Raw genomic sequence first — 18,877 nt, 5'->3', positions numbered from 1 at the left:
CTAATTGTCCGCCCAAGGACGTGTTTTCTCGGCCGGGGATGTCGGTTTGGTATACAAGGTTGCTGCTCTAATCGACTCGGGATGTGAGGGGCGTACTGTGCCGTATGCGGTGCCGGAACGTCAGGCAGCATTGCGCAGTGTCGCGACCATCTCGTCGCCAACGTCGGGTTTGGGCGACGAGGTGGCACCTCGCGCAGCGACATCAGGAAGGGCCCCTTGCGAGGCACCATGGTGACGACCAGGGTGTGCTTAGTCTTTGCGCCGTTGCAGGAGTCTGCGGTCGGCGGCGGGCACGTTCTCGCCCTGCGTGTAGATCGGTGCCACTCTTTGCGCCCCGACCCGATTGGGTTCGAGCACGTACCGCAACGACTGCGGGAATCGGTTCAGTGCACCGCGTTTGAGCGTCGGCACCGAGCAGCGCGGCGCGACCTCGCCGCAGTCGAGCCCGTGGGTGAGGACGTCATCAGGTCGGACCGCTCGACCGCGGCGGCCGACCGACTACTTCCAGACCGGCACACCGCTCACCGAGCATCGACTTCACCGGATACCGGTTCAGCGTGGAGATGGTGCCGACCACCATGACCTCCCGGCTCAGCGGAAGCGGATGTGCATCGTGGCGAGACCGAAGATCTTTTTCCCCGCCGACTTCGCGCCGACCAGCACGATGCCGGAGCGGGTCTCGGGGTCCAATGACTTGATTTTGCCGCTGTATTCGATGTCGGCGCCCTCCTTGGCCGACACCACCGCCGGCTGGGACAGCCGCACCGTGTAGCGGGTCACCGCGCCGGGGTCGCCCGACCAGGCCGAGACGAAGCCGGCGCCCAGACCCATGGTGAGCATGCCGTGGGCGATCACGTCGGGCAGGCCGGCCAGCCTGGCGATGTCCTCGTCCCAGTGGATCGGGTTGGCGTCGCCGGCGACGCCGGCGTAGTTCACCAGATCGCCGCGGGAGAGTCGGGTGTGGTGGACGGGTAACACGTCGCCGGCCTTGACGTCGTCGAAGGACGGCGTACCCGGCGTGCGGGTCAGCGCCCCGTCGGAGATCCGGATGTCGCCCGCGGGCCGCACCGTCTTCTCGTAGTCGTCCTCGGATCCCCCGATGTCGAGGATGTTCATATCGTGCATCATCGCGTTCTGCACGGCGGTCTTGACTCCGGCGTCGATGTCTTCGGCCGTCACCCCGACGACGGTGGTGTGCAGGGTGTGCACCCGCTCGCCGCGCGTGTCGGTGAAGGTGTTGGTCACGGTGATGAAGTCCCGGCCGGCCGTCCGGCGCACCGACGACAGCTCCACGTCGATGACCAGCTCGTCACCCGCGACGATCGGCCGGTGCTGCTCGAAGACCTCTTCGGTCTGCAGATACGTGTCGTAGCCGACGACGATCTCCTCGAACATCCGGCGGTTGCACTGCATGCCCGGGGCCGAAGTAAATGTCAGCGGCGCGACGACGTCGCTATAGCCCAGCTCGGCGGCCGCGGCGACGCCCCAGTGCGCGGGGTGGTAGTCCTGCACCGCGCGGGCGTATTCGCGGACCTTCTCGCGACCGACGAGGTAGGTGCCGTCCATCTGGTAGTGGTGGCCGACCCGCGCTTCGAGCGGCGAGGCTTCTGCTGGTGCAGTCATAGATGTGCTCAACTCTTCCGTCGGCTGGTCATGGAGGCCGACCCAAGCACACTAACGCGCCGAGGTCGGCCCGCCACAAGCCGAAGCAGGCATCGCCGGTCGAGCCCTACACGGTGAAGCCGCCGTCGACGTTCAGGTGCGCCCCGGTGATGTAGCCGGACTCCGGGCCGGCCAGGAAGCTCACCAGGGATGCGACGTCGCTGGTGTGTCCGTAGTGGCCCTGCGCGGTCACCTGCTTCAGACTCTCGGCGAAGGCACCGTCGTCGGGGTTGGCGTCGGTGTCGATCGGGCCAGGTTGGACGTTGGTGACGGTAATGCCACGCGATCCGAGGTCGCGGGCCAGTCCTCTGGTGAACGAGGACACCGCACCCTTGGTCATGTTGATCGCGACCAGGCGGTCGAACTCCTCGGCCGGGAACTCGTCGATCGGTGCGAGGTGGGCGACGGCCGAGTTGTTCACCAGGATGTCGAGGCCGTCGAGTTCGGCCACGGTCTGCTCGACGGCGCGTGCCACCTGCGCCGGGTCCGCGGAATCGGCCTGGATGGCCACCACCGTGGCGTCGTCGGAGGCGAGCCGCCGCACGATCTCGGCGCCGATTCCACGCGATCCTCCCGTCACCAGTGCTCGCCTTCCTGCCAAGGGTGCTGTGCTCATCCGTGTGCGGTACATGACCGTCGGACGACCCCGCGAATTCGACCCCGAGCACGTCGAGCGGGAAGCGATGAAACTCTTCTGGGAACGCGGCTTCGACGGCGTGTCGATCTCGGACGTCACCGCGGCGACCGGGGTCAACCGGCAGCATCTACGCCGAGTTCGATCCAAGGAGAAGCTCTTCGAGCGAGCCACGCTGCGCTACCTGGCCGGCCCGGGCGGCTACCTCACCGACGCGCTCGCAGAGCCGACCGCCCGCGCTGTCGCACGGGGGCCACATGGATGCCTGACGGTGGGGAACGCGCCCGGACTCCCCGAGCTGCGCGACTCCACCGTGCACCGGATCGCCAAACGTTTCGACGCGGCCGTGGCCGACGGCGACCTGCCCGCGGTGGACACGCTGGTGTTGGCACGCTGGATCGCGGCCGTCTGCCAGGGGCTCGCCGTGCAGGCGGGTTGGCCGCAATTTCCGGCTGACTGGCGCCAGGCCCTCACAGCGATTCCCTGGGGCCGTCGGGCCCGAAAGGTAGTGCGACGATAGCGCCATGACCGCAACGCTCGTCGCGAAGAATGTGGCGGGCGGATTCGCCCACCGCACCCTCTTCGAGAACGTCGACCTGACCGTCGCCCCGGGCGATGTGGTCGGAGTCGTCGGCGCCAACGGCGCCGGCAAAAGCACCCTACTGCGAATCCTGGCCGGGGAACTGGATCCGCTCCGAGGTTCGGTCAGCGTCGCGCCGGCCGACGCATTCGTCGGGTGGCTGCCCCAGGAGCACGAACGCGTCCCGGGCGAGACCGTGGCGGCCTACGTCGCGCGCCGCACCGGATGTGCCCAGGCCACGCGCGCCATGGACGCCGCGGCCGCCGCGCTGGACGACGCGGGCAACGGCGCCGACGCGTACGCGGCCGCGCTGGACCACTGGCTTGCCACCGGCGCCGCCGACCTCGACGAGCGACTGCCGGCAGTATTGGCCGACCTCGGACTCGACACCGATGCCGTGCGTCCGGACACGACGCCAATGACCGCCCTGTCGGGCGGGCAGGCCGCCCGGGTGGGACTGGCGGCGCTGCTGCTGTCGCGGTTCGACATCGTGCTGCTCGACGAACCGACCAACGACCTCGACCTGGACGGCCTGGCCAGGCTCGAGCGGTTCGTCGGCGAGCTGCGCGGCGGAGTTGTCCTGGTCAGTCACGACCGGGAATTCCTGTCCCGCACCGTGACTCGCGTACTGGAACTCGACCTGGCGCAGAACACCGCCACCGTATTCGGCGGCGGATACGACAGCTATCTGGACGAGCGCGAGGTCAACCGCCGGCATCGGCGCGAACAGTACGAGGAGTTCGCCGAGAAGAAGGCCGACCTGGTGGCCCGCGCGCGTATACAGCGGGAATGGTCGAGCCAGGGCACGCGCAACGCGATCCGCAAGGCACCCGACAACGACAAGATCCGTCGCCGTGCGGCCACCGAATCCAGTGAAAAGCAGGCGCAGAAGGTGCGTCAGATGGAGAGCCGGATCGCCCGCCTGGACGAGGTCGAGGAGCCCCGCAAGGAATGGACGCTGCAGTTCACCATCGGGGCGGCGCCGCGATCGAGTGCGGTGGTCGCGACACTCGACAAAGCTGTTGTGCGGCAAGGCGCTTTCGTGCTCGGCCCGGTGTCACTGCAGGTAGACGCCGGGGAGCGCATCGGCATCACCGGCCCCAACGGGGCGGGTAAGTCGACGTTGCTGCGCCTGCTGCTGGGCCGTCAGCGGCCCGATGAGGGGCGGGCGAGCCTGGGTGCCAGTGTCGAGATCGGCGAAATCGACCAGGCCCGTGCGTATTTCACTGGCCCTGATCGGCTTCTCGACCGGTTCGAGCAGCAGGTGCCGTCCTGGCCGACCGCCGACGTGCGGACGCTGCTGGCGAAATTCGGGCTCGGCGCCGACCACGTGGAACGCGCCGTCGACCACCTCTCGCCTGGCGAACGCACCAGGGCCGGGATGGCACTCCTACAGGCCCGAGGCACCAACGTGCTGGTGCTCGACGAGCCGACCAACCATCTCGACCTGCCCGCCATCGAGCAGCTCGAACAGGCCCTGGACGCCTATGCGGGCGCGCTGCTGCTGGTCACCCACGATCGACGGATGCTGCAGAACGTCCGGTTGGATCGCTCATGGCGGGTCGAGAACGGTCGCGTCGAATAGACCCCGCGAGCGTGAAGCCAGGGCTCCCCCGCAGGGTGTAACCGCGACCAGGAAGGCTATTCCGCGGGTCGGTCCGACTCGACCGGCTCGATGAGGAAGACCGGGATCTGTCGCTCGGTTTTGGTCTGGTACTCGGCGTACGGCGGGAACGCCGCGACGGCCAGCTTCCACCAATGCTCGCGTTCGTCGCCGTCGAGCTCACGGGCGGTGCCCTCCACTACCTTGTCACCGTCCTGGACGGTGACCGCGGGGTTGGCCTTGACGTTGAAGTACCAGCTGGGGTGCTTCGGATCGCCGCCCTTGGACGCCACCATTGCGTAGCGGCCGTTCTCCTCGACGCGCATCAACGGCACGTAGCGTTTCTTGCCCGACTGCGCACCGGTGGTGGTGTACAGCACGACCGGGCGGTCGAGAATTTCGACGCCGTCGGTGGTGCCTTGCTCCAGGATGCGCTTGGTCTGGTCGCGGACCCAGTCGGTGGGACTCAACTCTGCTTGTTCGCTCACGCTGCCTCCAACGATCGTGATTCCTATGGGTATTCCCGGTGTATCCCGTACGAGGCGATGCAACCCTTCAGAGCCGGGCCAATAGTGTGTCGATGGCTGCCAGTTCGGCCGCGCTCACCCACGACGGATTGGCCTGCTGAGGGGAGCGGAACACCTCCATCGACGCCAGCGTGGAGATCGACGACAACCTCACCGCGGTGAGCGGCTCGCGCAGCAGCGGAATGCGTACGGGCAGCTGCAGCCCGCCCCCCTCGGCGACGGGCCGGCCGGTGACGCGACCGTCGCCCCAGAATCCCCGCTCGGGGTGTGACGACACCCAGAACAGGACCCGGTGGCCCGGCCGGATGAGTCGAGACCGGTAGTTGCCGGCGATACACCAGATGCGTTTGGCCTCGCCGGCGGCAAGCATCGGCGCGAGCGGGGTCTTGTTCGGGTTGCACTTGATGACCCACGCCCCGAGCGTTTCCAGGGTCACGCTGCGCGTCGGGGCCATGAAAAGTGTCTACCAAGAGATGTCGTCGGGCAGCTCGATCTGCGCGACGGCCATGTTCTCCTCCAGGTGCGCCACCGACGACGTGCCGGGAATCAGCAACACGTTCGGCGCCTGCTTCAGCGTCCACGCCAGCGCGATCTGTGCCGGCGTGCGATCCAGTTCGGCGGCCAGGCGCCGCACCGTCGCGTTGCCGAGCACCGGATTGTCGGGGGCGAACGCCGAACCCAGCGGGAAGAACGGTACGAACGCGATTCCGCGCTCGACGCACAGATCGAGCACCGGCTGTGACGAGCGGTCAGCCAGGTTGTACGCGTTCTGCACGCACACGATATCGGTGCGCTCCAAGGCGATTTCGAGATGCTCGCGGCTGATGTTGCTCAATCCGATACCGGCGATGAGGCCCTCGTCGCGCGCGGCGATCATCGCGTCGAGCTGACGGTCGAACAGCGGGCGGTCAACCGCACCCGGCTCACCGCTGTCGAAGATCCGCAGATTCACCGCTGCCAGCTGATCGGTCTCCAAGGTGTCGAGGTTGACTTCGATGTCGCGGCGCAGTTGCTCCGGCTGCTGCGCGGGCAGCCAGTTGGCCTGGTCGTCGCGGGTGCCCCCGACCTTGCTGACCAGCGCAAGGTTGTCCGGGTACGGGTGCAGCGCCTCTCTGATCAGTTCGTTGGCGACATCGGGCCCGTAGATCTGTGCGGTGTCGATGTGGTCGACGCCGAGTTCGACGGCGCGCCGCAGCACGGCGATCGCCTGGTCATGATCGCGCGGAGGTCCGAACACGCCGGGTCCGGGCAGCTGCATCGCGCCGAATCCGACGCGGTGAACCTCGTACTTTCCGAGTGTGAACGTGGATGGCGAGCTCATCGACAACTCCTTTGATATCAAACTATTGTGCCTCGAACTATATGGCGAGAGGTCAAGGGTGTCAACGGACGTGGCCGGCACCGATGAACGCTTCGGAGCCCTCGGTGTGGGGCGGTGCTCAGCTCAGGCTGTCGGCGAGCTTGGTGAGGAGTCGGGTCAGGGTCTCCTGCTCGTCGCGGGTCAACCCCTTCAGCAACTCGTGCGCGGCCGCGGCGTAATCGGCCAGCCAGCGCTTTGCCTGTGCTGCCCCGGCCGGCGTCGTCGTCAACCGGACCGCGCGGCGGTCATTCGCGTCGGGCGCCCGCTCGATCAGCCCGTCACGCACCAGCGCGTCGACGAGGCTGGACGCGGTGCCCTGCGTGACACCCACCGCGCGGGCCAGATCGGCCAGCCGAACCGGTTGCAGCCGTTGGACTTCGGCAAGCAACTTGGATCGCGGCGTCGACACGCCGTGCTCGCCGAGGCGCTCGTCGAACGACCGCACCACCGACTTGGCGGCACGGCCGAACGCGTCGGCAACTTCCACCGCACGACGTTGATCGGCCCTCACCGCGCTTACCTCCGTTGATCTCGCGGTCAGAGTACGTCACGCACATAGCCGTGAGTGCGTCACGCAGCCCGATGTCGGCGACGGCTATGTTTCCCGCGACACCGCATGAGTCACAGGAATCCGCCTTTTCCAGAGGTCTACTCGCCCATTCACTGAAAACCGCGGCTTCCTGTGGCAATTGGGGCGCATCGACGTCCGGAAGAACCCGCCAGGGTGTTCCGCATGGCCCGACGCTCAAGCGCCCATGCTCAGCCCCCGCTGCGCGCGCTCTCGAACGGCACCGGGTCCGGCGCCTCGTCGGTGCCCGGCGTGACGGTCCCGCCGATCGGGCACCGTGCGGTCTCGGGCACCTTGAGCAGTGCGATGGCGCCGATGACGCACGCGCCCATCATGTAGTAGGCGGGGAACAGCAGGTCGCCGGTCTCGCCGATGAGCCAGTCGTTGACCGCCGGTGCGGTGCCGCCGAACAGCGACGTCGACACGTTGTAGGCGATCGCGAATCCGGCGTAGCGCACCTGGGTGGGGAACATCGCCGGGAACGTCGCCGAGATCGTCGCCAGCTGCGGCACGTACAGCAGCCCAAGGAGCGCGTAGCCGATCACCGCGCCCCATAGGTTGGTGCCCATCAACAGGAACATCGGCACGGCGGCGACGAACAGACCGACCAACGAGAACCACCACAACGGCTTGCGTCCCACCCGGTCACTGAGCAGTCCGGCGAAGGGGACGAACACCATCATCGACAGCATGCCGATGACCGGCACGATCAGCGACTGGTCCGGCGTCAGCCCGATCTTGGTCTCCAGGTACGTCGGCATGTAGGTCAGCAGGGTGTAGTTCACGACGTTCAGCGCGACCACCAGTCCGCCCAACTGCAGGATCGGCCGCCAGTACCGGCCCAGCAGATCGCGGAACTGAGCGGTGGTCTCCGATTCCGTCTCACCCTTCTCCTCGAGCTCCCGGAACACCGGGGTGTCCTCCAGCCGTGACCGCAAATAGAGCCCGATCAGGCCGAGTGGCGCGGCCACCAGGAACGGCAGCCGCCAACCCCAGGCGTGCATCTGCTCGTCGCTGAGGACCAGGGAGCAGCCCAGCATCAGCAGCGCGCCCAGTGAAAACCCGCCGAGGGTGCCGAACTCGAGGAAGCTGCCGAGCAGCCCGCGGCGCCGGCTCGGCGCGTACTCGGCCATGAACGTGGCGGCGCCCCCGTACTCACCGCCGGTAGAGAAGCCCTGGATCATGCGGAGCAGCACCAGCAGGAACGGTGCCCACATCCCGATCATGTCGTAGCTGGGCACCAGTCCGACGCAGAACGTGGCCCCGGCCATCAGCACGATCGTCATCGCCAGCACCCGCTTGCGGCCCAGCCGGTCACCGAGCGGTCCCCAGACGAATCCACCCAGTGGACGGACGAGGAAGGACACCGCGAACGTCATCAACGCCAGCAACGTCGCGCTGGCGGCGTCCCCGGGGAAGATCGCCGCCGAGATATAGGTGACGCCGTAGGCGTAGATGCCGTAGTCGAACCATTCGGTCGCGTTGCCGATCGCCGACGCGGTGATGGCCTTCTTCAGGACTCCCGGTGGTGGGTCTTCGTGGGTGGTGGACATGAGAAGCGCTTGCTCGTTATCTGCCGGGGCTAAACATCCCGGACGTCATCGCTCGTGTGGTGCTCATCGTCCGGGGCTGGATCTTCCCTGCCGGAATCAGGCTCGGCCTTGGTGTCCGACAACTCGGGTTCCAGCGCGACGCTCCACGACCGCTGGTGAGGGCTGCGGCCTGGTTGCTGATCTGCGGCGGGGCGGAGTGCCACCACGTTGCCGACCGCGCGCCGGAGCCCGGGCGGGCCCTCCACCCGCAGGAAGTCGCTGATCCGCCCGGCGCGGTAACGAAGCGGCGAGCCGGCCAGCTCACCCATGACCACGCCGGCGCCGATCGCCAGCGCAGTGGCCGCCGCCGCGAGTGCCTGCGCCATGCCCGCGGTGAAATCCCGCTCCACGGCGAAGTAGAACACCGCCCGGAAGACGGCCATGCCCGGCAGCATCGGGGTGATGCCGGCAGTCGCGGTGACCAGCGCGGGCGCCTGCCGCCGAATCGAGATCACGGTGGCCAGGAGGCCGACACCCACCGCTGCGGTGCCGGTCGCGACGACCTGGCCGAAACCGGCGCTGCCGAGGCCGATCAACACGGCCTCGGCGAGACCTGCCGCGATGCCCGCGGTCAGCACGGACCGCCATTTGGCGTAGCTTGCGATGACCAGACAGGCACCCGCCAGCGCCGCGCCCGTCACCGCCAGCACGATCTGTGTCGGCGTGGTGGGCAGTACGAAGTACTCGGTCGCGTCGACACGGAGTTGGATCTCGATGCCGGCCAGGGCGGCGATCTGCAAACCGGCCAGGATGCCGACGACGATGCCGAGGGTCAAGAACAGCACGTCGCCGAGCCGGGCCACCGCAGTGAGCATGTATCCGGTCAGCGCGTCCTGCACCGAGCCGACCAGGGTCATGCCCGCCAGCAACATCACGATCCCGGTGGCCACCAGCGCGGTCGGGCCCTGCCCGGCGAACAGGAACGCGGCCACGGCGATCAACGTCGCGATCAGCGCCCCCGCCGCCTGCTGGAAGAACAGCGGGGTGCCCAGCTTGTTGAGCAGCCGGCTGCTGCGGTCGATCAGCACCGAGGTGACCGCGGCCAGGATGCAGGTCAGCCAGGTACCGCCGAGCAGCATCGCGATGCCGAGGGCGAAGCCGGCCCACCCCGCGGTCGCGATCCAGCGGGGGTAGGGGTGCGGCTGCTCGCTCAGCTCGTCCATCGCCTCGTGGGCCTCATCGACCGATACCCCGCCCGAGGTGATCCTGCGGACCAACCGGTCGAGGTCGGCGAGCCGCGTGTAGTCGGTGGAGCGTGCCTGCACCGCCCGCACGATGGTGACCGGCGGGCTGTCGGCGGTGGGCAGCGCGGACACGAAGATGGTGGTGACGAAGACGTCCACCACGCAGTCGGTGAGCTGGTAAGCCTGCGCGACGTCCTGGGCGGTGGCGACGACGTCCGCGGTGCCCGAGCCGGACGACAGCATCACCTCGGCGAGCCGGATGGTCAGGTCGAGAACCTTGCGGGTGTGCCGCTCGCTCAGCCCGCCGGAGGTGCGTCGGCGCTGGCCGGCGCCCGACGCGGGCTCACGGCGCCCCTTCAGGGCGAAGTGCAACGCGCGCCGGCGCCGCGCTGCCCCGTCGGATCGATCGGCACCCATCACGGGACACGATACTGAGCGGCGCAGGGCGGACCCGCACTCACGCCGGTCGGTCGAGCCTGCGGCGCACGGCCCGGTCGATGAGGTCGCGGTAGAGCGCGACGTACCGGTCGGCCATCGTCGCGACACTGTGTCTCGCGACGGCCTTCGCGCGTACCGTCGTCCGGCACAGCGCGGCGGCGTCGGGGATCGCCGCGGCCATCGCCGCGGTGTCCTCGGGTGGGACCAGGCGTCCGCAATCCCGGTCGACCAGTTCGGGGACGCCGCCGCGGGCGAAGGCGACCACCGGAGTGCCGCACGACAGCGCTTCGGCGACCACCTGCCCGTACGGTTCATTCCACCGCGGGGTGACCAGCGCCGCCGCGGCGCCACCCACCAGCGACGCCAGACTTCGCTGGTCGAGGTGTCCGGCGTAGCGCACCCTGTCGCCCAGATGGGGCTCGATCCGGCGCCGGAAGTACTCGGCGTCGACGGTCGGGCCGGCCAGCGTGAGGTGGTGACCCGACCGCACCGCCGCGTCGATCGCCAGGTGCGGCGCCTTCTCGGGGACGATCCGCCCCGACCACACCAGATACCGGCCGCCACCGGCGCCCAGCGGCCACCGCGACACGTCGACCCCGTTGGGGACGACCGCCAGCCGCTCGATGCCGACGTGCGCCCACGCGTCCGCGGCGTTGCGACTGACCGCGGCGAAGGCGAGGTCCGAATCCTTCATCGACCCGATCGCCGCCTCGAGCAGGGGGAGGGGCGGGGTGTGCAGCGTGGTCAGCATCGGGGTGCGCAGGTACGGCGCCCACCGGATCGGAACGTAATGCAGGCTGTGGTTATGGATCACGTCGAAACGCCACGGGTGGTCCTCGGTGAGCTCGGACATCACCGCGACGTACGCGTCGTGCCGGGACTGCTTCACCGCGCCCGGTAGCGGGAACGGAACCGCGGCGGCTTCGCTGCGCGGCAGCGCGCGCACGGTCAACCCGGGATGGGTGAACCCCGGGTCCGTGCCCTGAGCGGCGAACAGGGTTACCCGATGGCCCAGACCGACCAGCGCGCGAGTCAGATGCCACACGTGAGCTTCCAGGCCGCCGGCGAAGGGTTCGCGGATGGGGAAGTGATTGTGGGCGATCAGCGCGATTCGCAGCACCCGTGGTCCTCGATTCCGTCGAGGGGCGGCATCGGCGCCGGCCCGCGAAGGGGAGTACCCACCTCGACGGCGGTTGGCACTCGCTGCACAGCCCCACTAAGTTTTCTCGCGTGACGTTTTCCGCCGTTGCTGTGCTCGCCCGCCTGATCGCCCCCTGCGCCGCCGTCGCGGCTGTCGCCGGCGCCGTCCTGGTCACCGAACCCGCCCCGGCCGCCGCGCCCGCGGTGCGGCTGGCCGCCGAGGCGAACCCGTTGGTCGGCCTGCCGTTCTACGTCAACCCCAACTCGAAGGGGACGCGTGCCGCCGCGGGCAACCCGGATCCGCTGCTGGCCGCCGTCGTGAACACCCCGACCGCGTACTGGATGGACCACATCTCCACCCCGGCGGTGGACGCCAAGTACATCGCCACCGCCCAGGCCGCCGGCACCATGCCGGTGCTGGCGCTCTACGGCATCCCCAACCGTGACTGCGGCAGCTACGCCGCGGGCGGCTTCGGCTCGGCCGGGGGGTACCGGTCCTGGATCGACGGTGTCGCGGCGGCCATCGGGTCCGGGCGCGCGGCGGTCATCCTCGAGCCCGACGCGCTGGCCATGATCGACTGTCTGTCCCCCGGTCAGCAGCAGGAGCGGATCGAGCTGATCCGCTACGCCGTCGACACCCTGACCCGCAACCCGGGCACCGCGGTGTACGTCGACGCCGGTCACCCGCGCTGGGTCGCCGCGGACGTGATGGCCGGCCGGCTGAACCAGGTGGGCATCGAGAAGGCCCGCGGCTTCAGCCTCAACACGGCGAACTTCTTCACCACCGAGGAGTCGGTGGGCTACGGCGGCGCGATCTCGGGGATGACGGGCGGCAAGCCGTTTGTCGTCGACACGTCGCGCAACGGCGCCGGGCCGGTCGAAGGCGACGATCTCTATTGGTGCAACCCGAGCGGTCGCGCCCTCGGTGCGCGCCCCACCACGGACACCGGCAACCCCATGGTCGACGCGTTCCTGTGGGTCAAGCGGCCCGGTGAGTCCGACGGCGCCTGCCGCGGCGCGCCCAGCGCAGGCACGTTCGTCAGCCAGTACGCCATCGACCTGGCCCGCACCGCCGGCTGGTAGCCCGTGCGGTCAGCCCGCCAGCACGAAGGACAGGAAGAACCCGCCGGCGGTCGCGAACGCGTTGAGCGGGCGGCCGTGTTCGAACGCCTCGGGCATCAGCGTGTCGGCCAGTGAGGCCAGCACCGCGCCGCCGGCGAACGCGAGTGCCAGCGCCAGCACCGGTTCGCTGAGCTGACCGGCGGTGACCCGACCGACCACCACCGCGGCGGCGAGCAGCGCGGCGCACCCCAGCCACACTCCGATGACCGCCCGTCCGCTCATCCCGGATTTGCGCATCGACATCCCGCCGACCAGGGCCTCGGGAAAATTCGAGAGGAAGATCGCGACCAGCAAGGACAGCGACGCTCCACCGACGAGGGAGACACCGAGCGCCAGGTTCTCGGGAACGCCGTCCAGGGTGACTGCGGCCAGCAACGCCAGTCCGACCCCGCGGCCCGCGCCGTCAGACACCACTTCGCGTTGCTGGGGGCCGGAGCTCCCGCTGATGTAGCGGTCGAGCAGGCTGTCGGCCACGACGAACGCGGCCGCGCCGCCGAGCAGGCCGAGTCCGGAGTGCAGCGCCCCGCCCAGCTGGAACGCGTCTTCGAACAATTCGAAGGCCAGCGCGGAGATCAGCGCGCCGCTGGCGAAGGCCAGCAGCACGCCGGTCACCTTCTTGGGCAGATCCCACCGGACGCCGACGAGGGCTCCGATCACCAGCGCGCTCGATGCGGTGATCCCGAACAGCGCAGCAGTCAACACCCGCGGTGGGTACCCGCCGCGCGCGTACCGTCACCGGGATGAGCGACGAAGAACTGGTGGCCAACGTCTCGGACACCGCGCGATGGGTCGCGGCGTATCGCGCCATCGAGTCGGCACGTGCCGACGCGGTGTTCGACGACCCCTATGCCGACCGGCTCACCGGCGAGCGCGGACACCAGATCGTGGCGAACGTCCCGCGGATGTTGCGCTCGGGTTGGTGGATGGTGGCCCGCACCAAGACGATCGACGATCTCATCCGCGACGCCGTCGCCGCCGGCTGCGACCGTGTCCTCAATCTTGCGGCCGGACTGGACACCCGGCCGTACCGGTTGGACCTGCCCGCAGACCTGGACTGGGTGGAAGGCGATCTGCCCGGCCTGATCCGTGAGAAGGAACAGCTGCTCGCCGGTGAGACGCCCAGGTGCCGGCTGACCCGCTATCCCGTCGACCTCGCCGATCCGGCCGCGCGGGACCGGTTCCTGGACACGGCGCTGGCCGGCGCGACGAAAGCGCTCGTACTGACCGAGGGCCTGCTGATGTACCTCGAACCCTCCGACGTCGACGAACTGTCGCGCGCGCTGAACCGGCCAGAGGTGGCGTGGTGGCTGCTGGACCTGGCCGGACCGGGGCTGCGGAAGTGGATAAACGAGAAGACCGGCGGGCTGCTGCGCAATGCGCCGTTCAAATTCGCCCCGCCCGAGGGCGTCCGATATTTCGAGCAACGCGGTTGGCGCGCAGGCGAAGTCGAGTCGGTGTTGGTCGTCGCGAGACGGCTGCGCCGGCTGCCGTGGCTACTGCGGCTGGCCGCGCTGCTGCCGCAGCCCGACCCGCACCGCCCTCCGGTGGGCCGGCCGTGGAGCGCTGTGGTCCGCCTCACCCGCCGGGATCGCGAGGACTAATCCGCGGTGCGGAGGGGAACCCCCGCAGCTGAACTGTAGGCCGATCGGGGGTGATGCATGGACGAGGGCTGTCCCAAGCGGATGACATTCGGGCCGTGCGGAGGCGTACGGCCCGGCGGCGAGTGTGAAATGCGCCCCGGCCCCTGCGCTTTTCCCGACGTCGTGCCATGGCCGGCCGACGCGCCGGCCCCGCGTGAACCGGCCACGGCCCCGCTGATCCTGACGGATTTCACCTGCGCCCCCTTCGATCCCCCCGATGTCGCGGCGACCGCGGCGGCGTTGGCGCCGTCCTGCGATGCCGTCCTGGTCGGCGAACACCAGAACCGGCCCGACTTCCCGCCCACCCTGATGGGGCGACTGCTGCTGGACGCCGGTGTGACCCCGTGGATCACGCTGTCCTGCCGGGACCGCAACCGGGTGGTGCTGGAGCAGGAGGTGCGGGGGCTGTCGCTGATCGGCGTGCAGACGGTGCTGTGTGTGACCGGCGACGGGCGCGGCTACGACGTGCGCCCCGATGTCACCCAGACCTTCGACCTCGACGGGCCGCGGCTGGTCGAGTTGGCCGCGTCGCTGGGAGTGACCGCCGCGGTGCCGGAGACCATCACCGCGCCGCCGATCGCGGGACGCCCCCGCCGACTGGTGCACAAGCAGCACGCGGGCGCCCGGATCGCCGTCCTGAACCACGTGTCGTCGCCGGCTTCGGTCGCCGGGTTCATGGCGGCGGCACATGCTGCGGGACTGAGCATTCCGGTTCTGGCGGCGGTGGCGGTGTTCACCGACGAGGTGTCCGCGGCCGTCCTGCAGGGACTTCCGGGATTGGCCCTTGACCCGGAGGTGGTCACCGCCGTGTTGAACGCGGCGGACCCGGTCGAGGCGGGCATCGAGGCCGCCGTCGCCGAGGCGCGGGCGCTGCTGGCCATCGACGGCGTGGCCGGGGTCAACATCTCCGGACTGGCGTCGGCCGGCGGGACCAAGGTCGGCGCCCGCATCAAAGCCGAAGTCGGGGAACGTATTCGCGCGGAAAGGTTGGGGTCATGAGCGAGGCGATGGAGGCGGAGTTCGACACCGTGGCCGAATGGACCGCCGAACTGGCACGTGATCTCGGCCCGGAGTACCACATTCCGGCCGGCTGTCGTGGGAGCGGTAACCCCGCGGCGCTGGACTGGCTCGTCGACCGGTTGCAGCTGCGACCAGGTGAGGCGTTGCTCGACTGCGGGGCCGGTGTCGGGGGGCCCGCCGCCTACGCCGCCGACCGCATGCCGGTGTCGCCGGTCCTGGTGGAACCGCAGGCCGGGGCATGCCGGGCGGCGCGCACATTGTTCCCGTACCCGGTGGTACAGGCCACCGCGGGTGCGCTTCCGTTCCCCGACAACGCGTTCGATGCCGCCTGGTGCCTCGGGGTGCTGTGCACCACCTCCGACCAACTCGGCGTGCTCACCGAACTGCGCCGCGCGGTCCGGCCACCGGGCCGGATCGGCCTGCTCGTGTTCGTCGCCCAGCAGGACCTCGACGCCGACCAGCAACCCGACGGCAACAACTTCCCGACCAGGGACTCGTTGCCGAAACTGCTGAGCGCGGCCGGATTACGCGTCGACGCCGAGCTCTGCACCGCCGACCTGCCCGCCATACCGCACGCGTGGGAACAGTGCGTCGACACGGTGGACGAGGAACTCCGCCGCCGGCACGCGAGAACACGCACCTGGCAGCTCTCCGAGCAGCAGTCCGACCAGATGGGCACGCTGCTCGGCGACGGACTGGTGGTCGGCGTGGTGATGAGCGTGCGTCACGCGTGACGCCGCGCCTGAGTATGAACGAACCGTCATGTTTGGCGCCCTAGCCGCGGGGTAAATCGGCTGGGCCGAGTTCTTCAGTACGCAGGGACATCGTGCGTTCCCAACGTATTCACATTCCGGGTGAGGAGACGATCGTTGCTGCGTGTGGCTTCAGTGCCGGCCTCCCATGTGTATGTACGACATCTGGCCGACCCGGCAGGTGGGGACGACGTGGTCCGGCTGTTCGATCCGGTGCCCACCGACGGACGCAAGGTGCCGGGCGGGTGGTGGCCTCCGCTGATGCTGGAACCCGGTTGGGTCACCGCCAACCATGACCGCTTCGACGTGTTCCACGTCCACTTCGGGTTCGATGCCGTGGGTGCGGAGGTGCTGTCCGAGGTGATGCAGGAACTGAAGTTCCACGGCAAGCCGTTGGTGTACACCATCCACGATCTGCGTAACCCGCACCACCGTGAGCCCGAGGCGCACCGGCTGCAGCAGAACGTGTTGGTCGCCGCGGCGGAAACAATCATCACCCTGACACCCGGTGCCGCCCAGGAGATTCGGCGCCGGTGGGACCGCACCGCTCACGTGCTCGCGCATCCCCATGTCTTGGAGCGGCCGCACATCGAGGCCACCCGAAGGGAACAGGACCGCTTCGTGGTCGGGGTCCACGTCAAGAGCTTGCGCGCCAACATGGATCCGCTGCCGGTGCTGCACGTGCTGACCGGGATCACCGATACTCTGCCGGACGCGCTGTTGCGCATCAACATTCACGATGAGGTCTTCGAACCTAGCAGCCTTTGGTACGCACCACGATTCGGGAAGGCGGTGCTGGCCTTCGACCGATATGAGCATGTCGAGGTGTGTGTGCATCCCTACTTCTCGGATGCGCAACTGTGGGACTACCTTTCCGGACTGTCGGTTTCGGTGTTGCCCTACCGATTCGGGACGCATTCAGGTTGGCTGGAAGCCTGTTTCGACCTGGGCACCGCCGTGATCGCACCGAGCTGCGGGTTCTATGCCGAGCAGCGGCCGTGTGGTGTCTTCACGTTGACCGAAACCGAGTTCGATGTGGCGTCCCTGGAGATGGCCGTGCAGACGGCTCATGAGCGCTGGCGCAGCGGCACGCCGGCCCCCCGGGCCACCTGGAGGGAGCGGTCCGCCGAACGGGCGCAGTTGACCGGCGCGCACAGGACCCTCTACGAGAAGGCACTGAAATGATGCGCCCGCTGCGGATCGCGCTGATCGCATCGTCCCGCCACCCCGTCAGCCAGCCGTTCGCCGGCGGCCTGGAAGCGCATGTCTGGCACCTGGCCCGAGCGCTGGCCGACCAGGGACAACGGGTCTCACTGTTCGCCGCCCCCGGCTCAGACCCCGCCCCGGGCTGCGCGTCGCTGACGGTGCGCGAGCTGAAACTCTCCGATGCGGCACGGTCGGACGTCTCCATGCCCGCCGAGGAGTTCATGGACGACCACCATGCCTACCTGGCGCTGATGTTGGGCCTGGCAGGCAGACACGCCGAGAGCTTCGACGTCATCCACAATCACAGCCTGCACTATCTGCCCGTGGCGATGGCGCCCACGCTGTCCACACCGATGCTGACCACGGTGCACACCCCGCCGACGCCGTGGCTGGAGTCGGCCGTCCAGGCCACCGGCGGCCGGGGTACCCGCTTCGCCGCCGTCTCCGAACACACCGCCACTGCCTGGGCGCCCGCCGGCGTCCCGTTCACTGTGGTGCCCAACGGAATCGACGCCCGGCGGTGGCCGCTGGGACCGGGCGGGCAGCACGCCGTCTGGTTCGGGCGTATCACGCCGGAAAAGGCTCCGCACCTGGCTATCGATGCCGCCCGGCTTGCCGGTGGCAATCTCATGCTGGCAGGGCCGATCTCCGATCCCGCGTATTTCGCCGATGCCGTCGAACCGCACCTGGGTCAAGCCGTCCGGTATGCCGGCCATCTCACCCAGCAGCACCTGGCCCGCCTGGTGGGAGCCGCCTCGGTCGCACTGGTGACTCCGACGTGGGACGAACCGTACGGGCTCGTGGTCGCCGAAGCGATGTCCTGCGGCACACCGGTCGTCGCCTTCGCGCGGGGCGGGATCCCCGAACTGGTGACACCCCAGTCGGGCTGCCTGGTAGCTCCCGACGACATCGAGGCGCTGGCCGCGGCGATCCCGGTGGCCGCGCGGCTGCCCCGACGGCAGGTGCACGAGCACGCCGTGCGCCGCTGCTCTGCCGCGGCAATGGTGCGGGCCTACCTCGCAATCTATCGACAGATGATCTCTCCCAGGGGTGACGACACCGATGATCGGCTACTACATCCACCATCACGGGTACGGCCACCTCGCCCGGGCCGTCAGCATCACCTCGCATCTGCGCAGACCCGTGACGGCATTGACCTCGGCGACTGTGCCGCAACAGCATCCGTTCTCCTCGGTCGTCAGGCTTCCGCGTGACGACGTGGCCGAACACGTCTCGGAACCGACGGCGCACGGGGCGCTGCACTGGGCGCCCCACTACGACAGCGGCTTCGGGGCGCGCATGCAGGCGCTGGCACAGTGGGTCGCTGACGCGCGGCCCGAGTTGTGCGTGGTTGATGTGTCGGTCGAGGTGGCGATGTTCCTGCGGCTGTTGGGGATTCCGACCGTCATCGTCGCACTGCCCGGGGACCGGACCGATCCGCCGCATGTCGTCGTGCACCAGATGGCCGACCGGTTGCGTCCAGCAGAGTGGTGTACGAGTCGGACCTGATCAGCGGTACCGGCGTGTCGTAGCCGACTGATTGAGGGTCATCGCGTGATTCTTCGAGAGACCCGTCAAAGTCACTCGAGCAAAGGAATCAACGCGATGACCACTGCCCACAATATCGACCTGCCCACCGTGCTGTCCGAACGACTCACCACCGCCCATCCCGACGTGCTGCGTGAGCTGCTGGCCACGTTCATCCACACCCTGATGGGTGCAGAGGCCGACGCCCTGTGCGGCGCCAGCTACGGCGAGCGCAGCACCGAGCGCACCAACTCCCGCAACGGCTACCGGCACCGCCAATTCGACACCCGCGCGGGAACATTGAATCTCGCAATCCCGAAGC

The 18,877-nt window shown here is 68.9% G+C and carries 20 protein-coding genes; 10 read left to right on the top strand and 10 right to left on the bottom strand.

Features of this window, described 5'->3' with window-relative positions; translation table 11 throughout:
* Positions 1-591: 591 nt before the first annotated feature.
* Positions 592-1,623: a fused (3R)-hydroxyacyl-ACP dehydratase subunits HadA/HadB gene (locus tag ACTWP6_RS26765; RefSeq protein ID WP_260755995.1), complete on the bottom strand. Its 1,032-nt coding sequence runs from the start codon at positions 1,621-1,623 to the stop codon at positions 592-594.
* A gap of 106 nt (positions 1,624-1,729) precedes the next feature.
* Complete coding sequence (locus tag ACTWP6_RS26760) at positions 1,730-2,278, bottom strand: SDR family oxidoreductase (protein WP_443189293.1); 549 nt, start codon at positions 2,276-2,278, stop codon at positions 1,730-1,732.
* 13 nt (positions 2,279-2,291) lie between these two features.
* Here ACTWP6_RS26760 and ACTWP6_RS26755 point away from each other — a divergent pair, with 13 nt between their 5' ends.
* Complete coding sequence (locus ACTWP6_RS26755) at positions 2,292-2,816, top strand: TetR/AcrR family transcriptional regulator (protein ID WP_443189292.1); 525 nt, start codon at positions 2,292-2,294, stop codon at positions 2,814-2,816.
* Positions 2,817-2,820: 4 nt separating this feature from the next.
* The gene (gene abc-f / locus ACTWP6_RS26750) at positions 2,821-4,461 is read left to right on the top strand and encodes a ribosomal protection-like ABC-F family protein (protein ID WP_260755992.1); all 1,641 of its coding nucleotides are present in this window, start codon (positions 2,821-2,823) and stop codon (positions 4,459-4,461) included.
* Between the two features lie 56 nt (positions 4,462-4,517).
* Here abc-f and ACTWP6_RS26745 read toward each other — a convergent pair whose 3' ends face one another.
* From ACTWP6_RS26745 to ACTWP6_RS26715, 7 genes are all read right to left on the bottom strand, one after another.
* Positions 4,518-4,967, bottom strand: coding sequence for a nitroreductase family deazaflavin-dependent oxidoreductase (locus tag ACTWP6_RS26745; RefSeq protein ID WP_260755991.1), 450 nt, complete (start codon positions 4,965-4,967; stop codon positions 4,518-4,520).
* A gap of 67 nt (positions 4,968-5,034) precedes the next feature.
* Entirely contained in the window at positions 5,035-5,460 is a 426-nt protein-coding gene (locus ACTWP6_RS26740) for a hypothetical protein (RefSeq protein WP_260755990.1), read from the bottom strand.
* A 9-nt stretch (positions 5,461-5,469) separates the two neighbouring features.
* The gene (locus ACTWP6_RS26735; RefSeq protein ID WP_260755989.1) at positions 5,470-6,327 is read right to left on the bottom strand and encodes an oxidoreductase; all 858 of its coding nucleotides are present in this window, start codon (positions 6,325-6,327) and stop codon (positions 5,470-5,472) included.
* A gap of 118 nt (positions 6,328-6,445) precedes the next feature.
* Positions 6,446-6,853 (bottom strand): MarR family winged helix-turn-helix transcriptional regulator, encoded by a 408-nt coding sequence (locus ACTWP6_RS26730; RefSeq protein WP_260755988.1) that lies wholly within the window; start codon positions 6,851-6,853, stop codon positions 6,446-6,448.
* Positions 6,854-7,125: 272 nt separating this feature from the next.
* On the bottom strand, positions 7,126-8,487 hold the full coding sequence (locus ACTWP6_RS26725; RefSeq protein WP_260755987.1) for an MFS transporter: 1,362 nt from the start codon (positions 8,485-8,487) through the stop codon (positions 7,126-7,128).
* A gap of 29 nt (positions 8,488-8,516) precedes the next feature.
* Positions 8,517-10,127, bottom strand: coding sequence for a threonine/serine ThrE exporter family protein (locus tag ACTWP6_RS26720; protein WP_443189291.1), 1,611 nt, complete (start codon positions 10,125-10,127; stop codon positions 8,517-8,519).
* A gap of 40 nt (positions 10,128-10,167) precedes the next feature.
* On the bottom strand, positions 10,168-11,268 hold the full coding sequence (locus ACTWP6_RS26715) for a glycosyltransferase (protein WP_313901356.1): 1,101 nt from the start codon (positions 11,266-11,268) through the stop codon (positions 10,168-10,170).
* Positions 11,269-11,378: 110 nt separating this feature from the next.
* Between ACTWP6_RS26715 and ACTWP6_RS26710 the strand changes: the two genes are divergently transcribed.
* Positions 11,379-12,371, top strand: coding sequence for a glycoside hydrolase family 6 protein (locus ACTWP6_RS26710; RefSeq protein ID WP_260755985.1), 993 nt, complete (start codon positions 11,379-11,381; stop codon positions 12,369-12,371).
* Between the two features lie 9 nt (positions 12,372-12,380).
* On the opposite strand, the gene ACTWP6_RS26705 is transcribed toward ACTWP6_RS26710, so the two are convergent.
* On the bottom strand, positions 12,381-13,112 hold the full coding sequence (locus tag ACTWP6_RS26705) for a ZIP family metal transporter (protein WP_260755984.1): 732 nt from the start codon (positions 13,110-13,112) through the stop codon (positions 12,381-12,383).
* 38 nt (positions 13,113-13,150) lie between these two features.
* Here ACTWP6_RS26705 and ACTWP6_RS26700 point away from each other — a divergent pair, with 38 nt between their 5' ends.
* From ACTWP6_RS26700 to ACTWP6_RS26670, 7 genes are all read left to right on the top strand, one after another.
* Positions 13,151-14,011: a class I SAM-dependent methyltransferase gene (locus ACTWP6_RS26700; RefSeq protein WP_443189290.1), complete on the top strand. Its 861-nt coding sequence runs from the start codon at positions 13,151-13,153 to the stop codon at positions 14,009-14,011.
* A gap of 57 nt (positions 14,012-14,068) precedes the next feature.
* Positions 14,069-15,049, top strand: a complete 981-nt coding sequence (locus ACTWP6_RS26695) for a methylenetetrahydrofolate reductase (RefSeq protein WP_443189289.1) — start codon at positions 14,069-14,071, stop codon at positions 15,047-15,049.
* Positions 15,046-15,804 (top strand): class I SAM-dependent methyltransferase, encoded by a 759-nt coding sequence (locus tag ACTWP6_RS26690; RefSeq protein ID WP_443189288.1) that lies wholly within the window; start codon positions 15,046-15,048, stop codon positions 15,802-15,804. The genes ACTWP6_RS26695 and ACTWP6_RS26690 overlap by 4 nt, the downstream gene beginning before the upstream one ends.
* Positions 15,805-15,939: 135 nt before the next feature.
* On the top strand, positions 15,940-17,007 hold the full coding sequence (locus ACTWP6_RS26685) for a glycosyltransferase (protein WP_443189287.1): 1,068 nt from the start codon (positions 15,940-15,942) through the stop codon (positions 17,005-17,007).
* Positions 17,004-18,242, top strand: a complete 1,239-nt coding sequence (locus ACTWP6_RS26680; RefSeq protein WP_443189286.1) for a glycosyltransferase — start codon at positions 17,004-17,006, stop codon at positions 18,240-18,242. The genes ACTWP6_RS26685 and ACTWP6_RS26680 overlap by 4 nt, the downstream gene beginning before the upstream one ends.
* Positions 18,243-18,246: 4 nt before the next feature.
* Positions 18,247-18,537: a hypothetical protein gene (locus tag ACTWP6_RS26675; protein WP_443189285.1), complete on the top strand. Its 291-nt coding sequence runs from the start codon at positions 18,247-18,249 to the stop codon at positions 18,535-18,537.
* Positions 18,538-18,633: 96 nt separating this feature from the next.
* Positions 18,634-18,877, top strand: a 244-nt coding sequence (locus tag ACTWP6_RS26670; protein ID WP_443189284.1) for a transposase, incomplete at its 3' end; no start/stop codon positions are given.

This window comes from Mycobacterium sp. 4D054 (assembly GCF_052245755.1).
Lineage (GTDB): Bacteria > Actinomycetota > Actinomycetes > Mycobacteriales > Mycobacteriaceae > Mycobacterium.
This window is presented reverse-complemented; position numbering and strand designations above follow the sequence as displayed.

What these genes read in the sequence shown, in the direction of transcription:
- ACTWP6_RS26765 (WP_260755995.1), bottom strand. Translation starts at nt 1,623, where the DNA reads ATGACTGCACCAGCAGAAGCCTCGCCGCTCGAAGCGCGGGTCGGCCAC.
- ACTWP6_RS26760 (WP_443189293.1), bottom strand. Translation starts at nt 2,278, where the DNA reads ATGAGCACAGCACCCTTGGCAGGAAGGCGAGCACTGGTGACGGGAGGA.
- ACTWP6_RS26755 (WP_443189292.1), top strand. Translation starts at nt 2,292, where the DNA reads ATGACCGTCGGACGACCCCGCGAATTCGACCCCGAGCACGTCGAGCGG.
- abc-f (WP_260755992.1), top strand. Translation starts at nt 2,821, where the DNA reads ATGACCGCAACGCTCGTCGCGAAGAATGTGGCGGGCGGATTCGCCCAC.
- ACTWP6_RS26740 (WP_260755990.1), bottom strand. Translation starts at nt 5,460, where the DNA reads ATGGCCCCGACGCGCAGCGTGACCCTGGAAACGCTCGGGGCGTGGGTC.
- ACTWP6_RS26735 (WP_260755989.1), bottom strand. Translation starts at nt 6,327, where the DNA reads ATGAGCTCGCCATCCACGTTCACACTCGGAAAGTACGAGGTTCACCGC.
- ACTWP6_RS26725 (WP_260755987.1), bottom strand. Translation starts at nt 8,487, where the DNA reads ATGTCCACCACCCACGAAGACCCACCACCGGGAGTCCTGAAGAAGGCC.
- ACTWP6_RS26720 (WP_443189291.1), bottom strand. Translation starts at nt 10,127, where the DNA reads ATGGGTGCCGATCGATCCGACGGGGCAGCGCGGCGCCGGCGCGCGTTG.
- ACTWP6_RS26700 (WP_443189290.1), top strand. Translation starts at nt 13,151, where the DNA reads ATGAGCGACGAAGAACTGGTGGCCAACGTCTCGGACACCGCGCGATGG.
- ACTWP6_RS26695 (WP_443189289.1), top strand. Translation starts at nt 14,069, where the DNA reads ATGGACGAGGGCTGTCCCAAGCGGATGACATTCGGGCCGTGCGGAGGC.
- ACTWP6_RS26690 (WP_443189288.1), top strand. Translation starts at nt 15,046, where the DNA reads ATGAGCGAGGCGATGGAGGCGGAGTTCGACACCGTGGCCGAATGGACC.
- ACTWP6_RS26680 (WP_443189286.1), top strand. Translation starts at nt 17,004, where the DNA reads ATGATGCGCCCGCTGCGGATCGCGCTGATCGCATCGTCCCGCCACCCC.